General features: G+C 61.4%; 15 protein-coding genes. 4 read left to right on the plus strand and 11 right to left on the minus strand.

The genetic code is table 11. From position 1 onward, the window contains the following. Positions 1–68 precede the first annotated feature (68 nt). Positions 69–1,571: a tetratricopeptide repeat protein gene (locus VFL62_RS03475; protein ID WP_325170985.1), complete on the minus strand. Its 1,503-nt coding sequence runs from the start codon at positions 1,569–1,571 to the stop codon at positions 69–71. Positions 1,572–1,677: 106 nt separating this feature from the next. Next, a complete protein-coding gene (locus tag VFL62_RS03480; protein ID WP_325170986.1) occupies positions 1,678–1,920 on the minus strand; it encodes a PilZ domain-containing protein in 243 nt (80 codons plus the stop codon). Positions 1,921–2,204: 284 nt separating this feature from the next. Between VFL62_RS03480 and rocF the strand changes: the two genes are divergently transcribed. Further along, the gene (gene rocF, locus VFL62_RS03485) at positions 2,205–3,161 is read left to right on the plus strand and encodes an arginase (protein ID WP_325170987.1); all 957 of its coding nucleotides are present in this window, start codon (positions 2,205–2,207) and stop codon (positions 3,159–3,161) included. 77 nt (positions 3,162–3,238) lie between these two features. Then, positions 3,239–3,520, plus strand: a complete 282-nt coding sequence (locus VFL62_RS03490) for a hypothetical protein (RefSeq protein ID WP_325170988.1) — start codon at positions 3,239–3,241, stop codon at positions 3,518–3,520. A gap of 242 nt (positions 3,521–3,762) precedes the next feature. Here VFL62_RS03490 and VFL62_RS03495 read toward each other — a convergent pair whose 3' ends face one another. The 5 genes from VFL62_RS03495 to VFL62_RS03515 form a co-directional block, all read right to left on the minus strand. Further along, entirely contained in the window at positions 3,763–3,999 is a 237-nt protein-coding gene (locus VFL62_RS03495; RefSeq protein WP_325170989.1) for a DUF6894 family protein, read from the minus strand. A gap of 9 nt (positions 4,000–4,008) precedes the next feature. Next, positions 4,009–4,740 carry a Crp/Fnr family transcriptional regulator gene (locus VFL62_RS03500; protein WP_325170990.1) on the minus strand — a complete coding sequence of 244 codons (732 nt, stop codon included), beginning with the start codon at positions 4,738–4,740 and terminating at the stop codon, positions 4,009–4,011. Positions 4,741–4,833: 93 nt separating this feature from the next. Further along, on the minus strand, positions 4,834–5,058 hold the full coding sequence (locus VFL62_RS03505; protein ID WP_325170991.1) for a hypothetical protein: 225 nt from the start codon (positions 5,056–5,058) through the stop codon (positions 4,834–4,836). Positions 5,059–5,377: 319 nt separating this feature from the next. Next, positions 5,378–5,563, minus strand: coding sequence for a hypothetical protein (locus VFL62_RS03510; protein ID WP_325170992.1), 186 nt, complete (start codon positions 5,561–5,563; stop codon positions 5,378–5,380). 304 nt (positions 5,564–5,867) lie between these two features. Continuing rightward, entirely contained in the window at positions 5,868–6,038 is a 171-nt protein-coding gene (locus VFL62_RS03515; RefSeq protein WP_325170993.1) for a hypothetical protein, read from the minus strand. A 226-nt stretch (positions 6,039–6,264) separates the two neighbouring features. Between VFL62_RS03515 and VFL62_RS03520 the strand changes: the two genes are divergently transcribed. After that, entirely contained in the window at positions 6,265–6,918 is a 654-nt protein-coding gene (locus VFL62_RS03520) for a Crp/Fnr family transcriptional regulator (RefSeq protein ID WP_325170994.1), read from the plus strand. A gap of 29 nt (positions 6,919–6,947) precedes the next feature. Here VFL62_RS03520 and VFL62_RS03525 read toward each other — a convergent pair whose 3' ends face one another. The 4 genes from VFL62_RS03525 to VFL62_RS03540 form a co-directional block, all read right to left on the minus strand. Further along, positions 6,948–7,139 (minus strand): hypothetical protein, encoded by a 192-nt coding sequence (locus VFL62_RS03525; protein ID WP_325170995.1) that lies wholly within the window; start codon positions 7,137–7,139, stop codon positions 6,948–6,950. Between the two features lie 157 nt (positions 7,140–7,296). Beyond that, the gene (locus tag VFL62_RS03530) at positions 7,297–8,022 is read right to left on the minus strand and encodes a hypothetical protein (RefSeq protein ID WP_325170996.1); all 726 of its coding nucleotides are present in this window, start codon (positions 8,020–8,022) and stop codon (positions 7,297–7,299) included. A 40-nt stretch (positions 8,023–8,062) separates the two neighbouring features. Beyond that, positions 8,063–8,452 carry a hypothetical protein gene (locus VFL62_RS03535; protein WP_325170997.1) on the minus strand — a complete coding sequence of 130 codons (390 nt, stop codon included), beginning with the start codon at positions 8,450–8,452 and terminating at the stop codon, positions 8,063–8,065. 31 nt (positions 8,453–8,483) lie between these two features. Beyond that, positions 8,484–9,287 (minus strand): cyclic nucleotide-binding domain-containing protein, encoded by an 804-nt coding sequence (locus VFL62_RS03540; protein ID WP_325170998.1) that lies wholly within the window; start codon positions 9,285–9,287, stop codon positions 8,484–8,486. 890 nt (positions 9,288–10,177) lie between these two features. Here VFL62_RS03540 and VFL62_RS03545 point away from each other — a divergent pair. Continuing rightward, positions 10,178–11,809 (plus strand): PrkA family serine protein kinase (locus VFL62_RS03545; protein ID WP_325170999.1); only part of this gene is annotated, 1,632 nt, incomplete at its 3' end.

Raw genomic sequence — 11,809 nt, forward strand, 5'->3', positions numbered from 1 at the left:
ATTAATTTTGCGAAAGTTATTGCTGCGCAACAGATTTTTGCTTTGCAGCATCCGGAGCGTGGGACAGGCTAGCCGGCGCTGTGGCCGGCGAGGGCGGCTTTTTCCTTGATCATTGCCACCACCGCCTCGAGGGCGGCAGCGATGGCGCTGCGGCGATAGGCCCAGCGCGGATCGTTATCGGCGGGCGCCGCAATCACCATCGTGGCGTTGGCCTCGAACAGCAGGAGATCGCCGTCCGCGTTCAGGCCGAAATCGATCCCGCCATAATCGAGCGCGAGCACCTCGGCGATGGTGTGCAGCGCGGCAAACGCCTTCTCGCCGAGGACGCCGGCCATGTCTTCAAGGAAGGCCATTTCCTCGCTGCGATGGCCGGCCTGATCAGCCATATCGGACGTGAAATAGTGCACCTTCCAGTTTTTCGAGATCGCCAGGTGCAGCGGAAACAATTTGCCGCCGATCATCATCACGCGATATTTGCGCACATTGCCGTCCACGCCGCGCGCGTCGAGATATTCGATGGCGAGAAGTTCTTCGCCCGGCAGGCCGGCGATCGCCTCCGAGAGATTCGCCGCCGTCTCCACCAGCACGAAATTGCGCCCGGTATGATAGCCGGGCGAGCGCAACAGCAGCGGAAAGGTGAAGCCATGCACGGCGAGGCCGGCCGCCTGGTCGCGCACCAGATCCGCCCGGCTGACGGCAAGCGTCCTTGCAGTTCTCACGCCGGGAAGGCCGGCAAGCAGGGCCGCATTGTCGATGCGTCCGGTCTTCATCACGGCACGGGGATCGTTGACGACAGGCGCGCCGGATCGTGCGGTCAGGCCGATCGCGGCCTCGAGCGCCGGCCGGCACAGGTCGGCATCGCCGATGGCATTGAAGATCAGCCGGTGTGGCGGCAGCGGCGTGGCGGGATCGAGGTGATCGGCGACCACGACCGTGGTCAGGAACACGCAGTCGTCGAGAAAGGGTGCGGTCGGAATATTGCCGCCTCCCGAGGAGACAAGTTGCAGCAGCGCAATCGGCGGGCCTTCGCCGCGATAGGGCAGTGTCGAGACGGCGTGGCCGCGGAAACCCTTTTTGAAATGTTGGCGCGCGCCATCGCGGTCCCCTTCGTCCGAGAGCACCGCGCCCATGCCCTGATGGGCTGCGGCGTGATCGGGGTCGGCCGTCAGCGCCGCCTCGTAATGCGCGCGGGCTTCCGCGTGGCGGTTGGCGCGGAGCAGGAGATTGCCGAGGTTGACGTGCGCCATCGGATTGGCGGGATGATGCAGGATCGCTTCCGCATAGACGCGGCATGCGGCGTCGATCGCGCCTTGCGCCGCGAGCAGCGTTCCGAATTCGTTGAGCGCACTGAAGTGAGTGGGATGCCGGCGCAGGATGTCGATGAAGGCGGCCTGTGCTTCCGCCCGCCGGTCGAGCGCGGCGAGCAGCGCCGCGCGCTCGATCTCGGCCTGGATCCGCCGCTCGCCTTCGTCAGACGAAGCCAGTTGGCGCTCCAGCGCCGCAAGCTGCGCTTCCTGCGCAAGGCGCGGCGCCCAGGCTCGGCGAGAGGCATCGTTTGGGCTGGCGGTCATCGGTGGCGCGGGCGCGATTAGAATTCGATTTTCGGCATTATGGGCTGATTCGCATCGTCAGCAGCGCGCGCTTTATCGGGCCGTCCAGCATCGTCCCATCGATCGATCAGGAATTGTCGAACGTGACGCCGATCCGTTTTTCCTTGCGCCAGACCACCCGGCACGGTTTGTGAAAGCCCTCGGCCACCAGGGTGAATTCGGTCGGGATGCCGACCGGGCTTGTGACGTCAAGCGCCGCGCCGGTGTCGGAAAGATTTCTGATCGTGCAATCGATGGCACCGCCGCCAAACTCGATCTTGGCGCCCTTGAGCACGCGATGGCGCGCGGCTACCCGGTGTTCCTCGCTCATTCCCCGGACCTCAAGAGGTTGGACTTCCAACCCACGATTGTCACCCGCCGGTACTTTTCTGCGTTCGCTTCCAAAATATCAAGCCGAAAAGATCATTTGTCGTGCGGCTTGTTGAATGCCGCCTTGCACGCCAGATAGCGGCGCAACCGGTGGCTCCGTCCGTTCCGTACATTTACCGGAATATCAGAATCAAAGGCGCGGGGCTAAGCTCAAAAACCATTCCGCAATGTTGCCAGCTGCGAGGGATGCGAATGTCAGATTCACTACCAGAGAGTGACCGGCACATGACCAGTACCACGCCAGCGAAGAAAATCGCCATCCTGGGTGCACCGATCGAGATCGGGGCCTCGCAGATGGGAACGCTGATGGGGCCGGATGCGCTTCGTACCGCCGGCCTTCTCACGCTGCTCGACAGCCTCGGCTTTGCGGTCGAAGATCACGGCAATCTTTCGGCAAAGGATGTTGCCGCCCTCAGCGACGTTCCGCCGGGCAATGCCAGGCACTACCGGGAAATTCAGCGCTGGATCGGCGCCATCAGCGCGCGCGCCTATGAACTGGCGCGAACCGGCGCCCTCCCGATCTTTCTTGGCGGCGACCATTCGCTGTCGATGGGTTCGGTGAACGGGGTGGCGCGCCATTGCCGCGAAAGCGGACGCGAGCTGTTCGTGATGTGGCTCGACGCGCACGCCGATTACAACACGCCGGCAACCACCATCACCGGCAACATGCATGGCATGTCGGCGGCTTTCCTATGCGGCGAGGAGGGGCTCGAGGGCCTGCTCGGCAGCGAGCCGCGCGCGCCGATCGATCCAAGCCGGCTCGAGCTGTTCGGCACCCGCTCGATCGACAAGCTCGAAAAGGAGCTGGTGAAGCTTCGCCGCATCAGCATCGCGGACATGCGCAAGATCGACGAGTTCGGTGTCGGCGTCCTGATCCGCCGCGTCATCGACAAGGTGAAGGCCGTGGACGGTGCGTTGCATCTGAGTTTCGACGTCGACTTCCTCGATCCCGACGTCGCGCCGGGCGTCGGCACCACGGTGCCGGGCGGCGCTACCTATCGCGAGGCGCATCTGATCATGGAGCTATTGCACGATTCCGGCATCGTGCATTCGATCGATATCGTCGAACTCAATCCGTTCCTCGACGAGCGCGGGCGCACCGCGCGCAGCGTCGTGGAACTGATCGGAAGCCTGTTCGGGCAGCAGATCACCGATCGCCCGACCCCGACCAACGCGATCTGAGGGAACACCGATGCCGGAACTTTTGCCGCGGCGGACGAATTGACATTCCAAGGGAAACGTCAATCGAGGTGTTTCGAATGGTCTTTGATCAGGCGAAGTGGCACCGCGTGCAGCCGGTTCACGTCGCGCTTGCCATAGCGATTTTCGGTATCCTGGCGATGTTGATCGTCGATCACGGCCCCTGGGCCCGCCCGCATCCGCAGCCGGCCCATATCGCCTACTTCAAGACAACGGGTGAGGCCGTGCGCGCGGCAGGTGCCCGTCTGGTGCCGACCGCGCCAAAGAGCGCGATCGAGCCCGATCCGCAGATGCCGAAACAGGCCGAACCGCCCAATCCCGAGCCGGGCCTGGTGCACTAGCGCATGATGATTTGAGATCTGGCCCGGCTTCACCGTCATTGCGAGCGAAGCGAAGCAATTCAGCTTTGCCTCGCATCCGGAAGGCACTGGATTGCCTCGTCGCTTTGCTCCTCGCAATGACGATCCAGCCAAATCTCATCGCGCCTTGGCGCTTAGCCTTGCGAAAGGCAGTCCCAAGTTGTTTCGGTCAGTGCGCAATACCTGTTGCGAAGCCGCGATGCACCCTGGATCAGGCGCCAGCGCTACCTCACCTTCTGTTCCACATCCAGCGTGATCGAGACTTTCACCACTGGTGTGTCGTCCTCGCGAACGTCGATGATGACGTGATCCGCGCTGCCGGTCGTGAAGGCATCGCGCGCGATCGCGGCGCCGGTGGCGACCGCTTCCCGGCGCGCGGAAGCGGCGTCGGCGAAGTCTTGCCCTTCCTCATCATGGATGAGGCAACCGTCTTCCTGGATATGAAAATGATAATGCGGCACGGCACGCGATCATGTTTCTGGCGACTGATGCAGGTAACGACCGTCGAAGTCCGCAAGTTCCTCGAATTTCATCTCGTTGAGGACGGTGACACGCCCGCGGTGGAAGTCGACCACGTCCTCGTCCCGCAACTGCCTGATCACGCGGTTGGCGTGCACCGCGGTAATGCCCAGCGCTTCGCCGACCTGTTCCTGGGTAAGCGGCATGTCGAACGTGTTGCCGTCGACGCGTCCGATCAGATTCAGCCGCGCGCGCAGTTCGGCCAGCACATGGGCGAGGCGCGCCGGCGCGGGGCGTTGGCCGACATTGACGATCCATTCGCGAAACATCGCAGCGTCGATCAAGGTATCGCGCCAGAAGACTTCGGCGACATTTGGCTTGCGGTGGTGCAGCCGTCGCAGCGCCTCGTGACTGATAAAGCCGAGCGTGCACGCCGTCAGCGTCGTGAGGTCGTGATCCATCACGTGCAGGAACAGGCTCATCAGATCGGGAATTTCCCCGGGGATATGAATCGAGAGAATCTGCCGTCTGCCATCCGCGATGGTCTTGGAGCGGACGCAAAAACCTTCGGCGACCAGGCAGCATTCTTTGCATTTCTGTCCATCGCGCACCACCGGGCTTTCCGCCGGGATCTGCCGCACCGTCACCGGCAAAGCCAGGATTTCGCTGACGTCATCGTCCGTTATGCCGGAAGACGTCTGCAGCCGCCTGATCAACGCTGCGCGGATAGCGTCGCTGGACACCTCAAGCTCCGGTTTTGACCTCTCAACCGTCGGGCGCCCCGCAGCGCCACGCGATTAAGAACCAGGGCAGGCCGGGCGCGTTCCAAACAAATGTCAGGACCGCATCGGTCGCGCGTCCGCAGGTCCTGGCCGATCGACGTTTCCGGCGCCGGCTTTGCTCGCCATCACCGCCTCGATGTCGCCGGCGAGGGCGCCGAGGTGGGCGGCCAGCCGCGAGAATAGTTCGCGCTTCACCGGGTCGGTCGCGAGGTCCCGGATCAGCGCACAGTCGGCTGCGTCCGTTCGCAGCTTCTCGAGATGTGCTCTCATATCCTGCATTGGCTCAACGCTCCTGCCGGAAGGTTAGCAAGCGGGCGCGAACGAGAACCCAACGAATGTTAGGTGGATGCCGATTTATGCGAAGATGGCCACAGTGGTCCGAAGGAGCGGCGGCAAAAGCGCCCAAGACGCGATACCGCTGCGGGCCAAGGCCCGAAAGGGAAGCGGCCCCGGTATCCGACGATACCGAGGCCGCTTTGGGGGTCGAAAGGAGATCGAGACTGACGGCCGTTTCAGCCTACAGGCCCACGTCTACTATCGCGTGGCGAAAGGGTTCCCGCATTATCCTAGGTGAATCCAGCGGCGTGAAATCCGGCCGCTAGCGTATGCTGACGAACTTGGCCCAGACGCCGGCGAGGATGGCCCCGACCAGCACGTAATGCGGGCTTTCGCAGAACGTGCTGCCATATTGGCACATGGTGGTACCGAGATCGCCGATTTCGTGTTTGCCGGCCGCGTAGAACAGCGCGGACAGCACAGCGAGCGCTCCAGCTACAAAATACATCCTACCCTCCGTGAGGGATCAAAGGTCGGTTGCGTCAATCGCGATTCCGAACTTCGGAATCGAAGCTCTGGCGGCCGCGCCGGCTTGACCGCAGGTTCAACCCTGCTGCGAGGCCGTTTCGAATCAGAGAATAAACTAGAGATAATTTTTGATATTGCGGCAAGCTGGGCCGCGCGCCTGTCCGAAATACTCACAGGCCCGAAACGCGGCAAATTTTCTGTCACATGCGGCCGCTCGGTGCCGCATGCTTTCTCCGCTGTACGTGAGGGCCTGGGGGCCTGAACCTTCTTGGCGCCCCGACCTCTTACTTTCTTAGCCGATCCGGGGAGAGCGCCGCCAGCTTGGCCTTTTCCTCGGCAAGAAGCTTTTCGACTGATGCTCGCGCCGGGCCTTCGGGCGTTGTCTGCAGAAGCCTGCTGTAGTGCTCGATGTTCAATTCGGCGATTTCGCGCGGGGTCGAATGTCGATCTGCCATCGACTGCCATCCTGGTTGAGTGCCGACAGTATGGTGCCTGGGCCGGATCGTCACCACAGCGCCGGGATACCGAAATTTGATCACGATCAAGTTTCGGGTGGACCAATCCGATATGAAATCTGTCGAGAGAAGTGGATCATGACCCATGCCCGCTATGTCTGCCGGACCAGCGATCTACGCCGTCGACCCCTGGGTCCGCGGCAATCCAAGTGCCCGTCACCAGCTATTGAATGACGACGAACGCGCGCTGCTGGCAAAAATTTCGTCCATCGTACGCTTCAAGAAGGGTGATGTGATCTATGGCGAAGGCGATCCTGCCGAGGCGGCGTTCAATATTGTAGGCGGCGTCGTAACGGCCTACCGGACTTTCGGCGACGGGGAGATCGTCACGGCATTTGTCTTTCAGGGTGATCTTTTCGGCCTTTCAGAGGAGGGCCGTTACACGAACTCGGCAAAGGCTGCGACGGCCGTCGTGGCCTACAAAATTCCTTTGTCGGCATTACGCCGGATTCTCGATCAACATGCCGATCTGGACGTCGACCTCATCATCAAGCTCTGTGAAGAACTTCGCCAGTCCCAACGCCATGCACTGCTGCTTGCCCGCAAGCGAGCCACGACAAGGCTGGCGATGTTTATCGAAATGCTCGAACGTCTTCAGACCGCAAGAGGCGAGCCGGCTTCCGAGGTTCACCTGCCGATGGGTCGTTCAAGCATGGCCGCCTATCTGGGTCTCACGCCCGCGGCGCTGAGCCGGGCGTTTCATAGACTGACATCCAGCAAAATCGTCGCCGCCCGCGATCGCCGCCATCTGAAGATCGTCGATCGGGTCGCTTTTCAGAAACTCGCCGACACAAGGTCGACTGGCGGCAGCGCTGTCTGAACGAGACGGACAAATGGCGGCCTGATCACCTACGTCGTTTTGCGCCACTCTCTCCAGTGCGTCGGCCGCAGGTTTTCGATCGGCTCGCTGGTCTGGGCTTTGATCCAGCCGTACAGGACACGGCGACACGGAAAGACCAGCGCATGGGTGCCGTCGTGGTCGATGACGGCCACCTCAAGATCCCGGTCGAATGGTGCGGAATTGATCGGATTCCATTGCATCTAATAATTCTTGGACGGCAAGCGGCCAAGACCTTGATCTGAATCAAAACGCTCTGTTTTGGTAATCGGATGCGGCGAACGCCGGCGATCCGCGCGCATTCAGGCGGCGGCTGGCGGTGTAGATGCGTAAAATGATACGAACTTCGGAATCGGGACACTAGCTGCCTTCGAGCAGCGTGCCATAGCCCTGGATGCCGGCGCGGACGCCTGCCACGTGCAAGGCGTGCCACATCATGGCGGAAGCCGCCGAGATCACCGGCTTGCCGCAATCGTCTTCCAGTGCCTGCAACGCATCGAGCGTCGGCATACCGACGCCGGAGAGAAAGATCACGTCAGCGCTGGCGTGGTCGACTTGCCGGCCAATCGCATAAGCGCGCTCGCTGGTCTCCTCATAGATGTTGCGCACATTGGCAAGATGACCGGAGGAGACCACCGTGAGACCGCAGGTCTCCAGATGCTGCCTGCCGCGCGCGGTCATCTCGGCGGAATAGGGGGTGCCATAGGCAATGCGCCGGACGCCAAGATGGGAAAAGGCGGCGAGCACGCTGCCGAAGGCGGTGACGAAGCGCGCGCCGCTCAAGCTTTCCATCCGCGCGACAAGATCGGCCTCGCCGCTTTGCCCCAGCGTGTAGCTCGTCGCCGTGTGCGCCATCACGATGACTTTCGGCGATACCATCGCCAGCAATTTGACGCATCCGGGCACGCTCTCGACCTGGCTCCGGTTGCGCTCTTCCTGGCCGCTATGGGTACCGGCCGGGCCTTCCGCCTGCATCCGTGTGAAGTGCAGCGACACGCCCTCGGGCGCGAGCTGCATCATTTCCGGTTCTACGGTCGGATTTCCGGGCGGCACCAGGAATCCGATCCGTGCGCGCCATCCTTTCATGTTGCCTCCCAACTATATTGTAGCTCTGGCAAGTGTTGCGCTAGGCCGTCGTACGCCGCGTCTGAACTGGAGCAAAAAACCAGGACACCCACGCAACAATAAAGGAGAAGACGACCCATGCAATCATGCCAAATGCTTCCCGCCTGGTGTCAATCGCGAACCAGCCGAACACGAAGAGGGGGAATAGGTAGGCGAGAACAACCAACCAGAATTTCCACAGACCAGCTCCGCTGAGCACCAGGTAGACAAGCCCGCCATACAGGAGTTGCACGACAAGTGCTGCACTGATTGTCAGCAGGCCAAGACGAAGAATAGCGCTTCCGGATCGCAAGGTTCGGTCGTCGAGCCACGTCCAGAACACCATGAAGCCGACGAAGGCAGCCGAAAATGCCGCGCTGGAGGCAAGCCATGCGATCGCTGGGTTTTTCACGACTGCTCCAGGGTTCGCGCCAGCGCGCCGTTCAATTCGCCGCCGTTTGGGCCGCGATCTTGTTCTGGGCGATGATGCCTTCGAGACGTGCGATGTTTTCCAGGAGGCGCTGGCTGGTCAGCACCAGGAAGTAATAGCCGAACTGCGGGTTCTGGAAGTAGATCTCCAGAAGCTTCTCATACGTGATGGTGAGCACATGGCCGTCTTCGAGGCAGGTCACCGTCGCGGTGCGCTTGTTGTCGGGCGACAGGAAGCCGAGTTCGCCCATCAGCCGTCCCGGCGGCAGCTCGACGTTGATTTCCTTGACCAGGAACTTTCCGGTCATCGTCAGAAACATCTCGTGGGCGGCATCGTCCTTTTTGAACAGCACGTCGCCCTTGCGGTACTTGCGCTCGGTCATGAACGGCTTCAGCCATTCCATCGAGGCGTCGCCCTCGGTGGCGCTGCGCGCCATCTTCACGAGGTTGAGCATCTGGCGCAGCCGCCAGGCGTTGATCGGCACCATCAGGAAGTAGAGCAGGAAGGTCGAGATGTTGGCGGACAAGGCGCCGAAGCCGGCAAAGAAGGCGCAGCCGAACATGTTGGCGACGCGCAGGGGCACCATGGTCTGGGTGAGAAGAGTGGCGACAAAGAAGATCGCGCCGATCAGCGCGAACAGGTTGGCAAGGGTGATATTGGCAAGAAACAGATCGAGCAGGCGGTTGAAGATCGCGTCATAGGTGATGTTGTTGGGATCGAGCCCGAGCTGGATCAAGATCTTGGCGACCCGCAAATTGTCCGCCGCGGTGTCGAGAATGCGATTGAGAATCGTCGACATGTCTGCACTGGAAGTCATGGCCGTTCCTTGCGCAATGATTTGCCGGTTATCGCCTTCTCGCCGGCCCGCCCCCTTGAAATCACGGGGCGGCCGTATGGGGCCGTTACTACCGGGTAGCGTCGGTCAAATCCACTCCACCTTGGCCAGTATACCCCGAAATGGCGGGCCGCCGGCGGCGGCCTTTCTCATCCACTGGTCGAATAGGCGAATTCGCCGGACTGGCGGCAGGCCGGCGAGGGCCGCTTTCGGCTTGCGAAAAAGCCGTTGTCGAGGCTGACCGAATAGCGCGCAGCGGCGGCCCAAGAAATAGCCAGGCGACGGCGGTGGCCGTGCCGGCGCCGTGCGGCCAGGTCGCTGCCGGCAAGTCGGCCGCGTGGCGGACGAGAGCGCGAGAGTCGACGTCGGTTCGAGGGAGACGGCGACGCGGCGCGCGCGATGCCGAGCCCCGATGATCGAGAAGCGAAGCACACTGCCCAAACGCGCGCTTTAGACTCTCGTCTAACGCGATGGTTCCAATCGCCGCGTCACTCCGCCGCGTCGATCCCGAGCTTGTGAAGCCAAAGCCGCGCCGACGCCAGTTCGTGCCCCGCTTACGCCGGCCTCTACGCTATTCTACGCACTTCAAAGCCGCCCAGGGAAGCATATCTTAACAAAAGATTAATGGGCATTCACACTGCGACAGTAGTGGCCCGGATGTTGCGGGATAGCTACATCATGCAAGAATAAACTTAATTTCGGCGAGAGCGGATCATCTTGCACAAGTATTGCATTGCCCCATCAAGTCAGTCGCGTGTCCAATGGAGGATAGTGCAGGGACTGATTCGAAGGGGCCGGTACAAGCAGCGTTAGACGACGTGGTTATGACGCGCGTTCCAGCGATGCAGAAAACCAGATGAGGAGCGGGATCAATGTATAACGACTCTCTGTTCAACGCTTTCGCCCGATCGTTCGAGGCGCGAAGCGAGACCGACATGTCGATGGCGGAATACCTAGAATCGTGTCGAGGCGACCCGATGCGATATGCAAACGCGGCCGAACGACTACTAGCGGCGATCGGTGAGCCTCAGATGATAGACACGGCCAAGGACCCACGCCTTGGCCGTATTTTTTTGAACCGGACCATGCGCGTCTATCCGGCGTTCGCCGGATTCCACGGAATGGAAGAAACGATCGAGCGCATCGTTGGTTTCTTCCGCCATGCAGCCCAGGGTCTCGAAGAGCGCAAGCAGATCCTTTACCTGCTCGGCCCGGTGGGCGGCGGCAAGTCCTCGCTCGCCGAACGGCTGAAGTCCTTGATGGAAGTCCATCCGATCTACGTGCTCAAGGCCGGCGACGAACTCTCGCCCGTCTTCGAATCCCCGCTCGGCCTGTTCGATCCCGAGCAGCTTGGGCCGATGATCGAAGAGAAGTACGGCATTCCGCGGCGGCGTCTCAACGGGCTGATGAGCCCGTGGTGCTACAAGCGGCTGGAAGCTTTCGGCGGCGACATCTCCCGCTTCCGCGTCGCCAAGATCCAGCCTTCGCGCCTGCGCCAGATCGCGGTCGCCAAGACCGAGCCGGGCGACGAGAACAACCAGGACATCTCCTCGCTGGTCGGCAAGGTCGACATCCGCAAGCTCGAGACCTATGCGCAGAACGATCCCGATGCGTATAGCTACTCGGGCGGGCTGAACCGCGCCAACCAGGGTATTCTCGAATTCGTCGAGATGTTCAAGGCGCCGATCAAGATGCTGCATCCGCTGCTCACCGCGACGCAGGAAGGCAACTATATCGGCACCGAAAATATCGGCGCGATCCCGTTCACCGGCGTCATCCTCGCGCACTCCAACGAAGCGGAATGGCAGAGCTTCAAGGGCAACAAGAACAACGAAGCCTTCATCGACCGCATCTGCGTCATCAAGGTGCCGTACTGCCTGCGCGTCACCGAAGAGCAGAAGATCTACGAGAAGCTGATTTCGGGCTCCGAACTCGCAGCCGCCCCCTGCGCTCCCGCGACGCTGGAAACCCTGGCGCGCTTCTCGGTGATGTCACGGCTTCGCAAACACGAGAATTCGACGACGTTCGCCAAGATGCGCGTCTATGACGGCGAAAGCCTGAAGGAGAGCGATCCCAAGGCGCGCAGTGTCCAGGAATACAAGGACGCGGCCGGCGTCGACGAGGGCATGGACGGCGTCTCCACGCGCTTCGCCTTCAAGGTGCTGGCGTCGACGTTCAACCACGATACCGCCGAAGTCGGCGCCGATCCGGTGCACCTGATGTATGTGCTGGAGCAGTCGATCCGCCGCGAGCAACTGCCTGAGGAAACCGAGAAGCGCTATCTGGAGTTCATCAAGGCCGAGCTGGTGCCGCGCTACGCCGAATTCATCGGCAACGAAATCCAGAAGGCGTATCTGGAATCCTATTCGGATTACGGCCAGAACCTGTTCGACCGTTACGTCGATTATGCCGACGCCTGGATCGAGGATCAGGATTTCAAGGATCCCGACACCGGGCAGATGCTCAATCGCGAGCTGCTCAACCAGGAACTGACCAAGATCGAA

The organism is Bradyrhizobium sp., assembly GCF_035701725.1.
Lineage (GTDB): Bacteria > Pseudomonadota > Alphaproteobacteria > Rhizobiales > Xanthobacteraceae > Bradyrhizobium.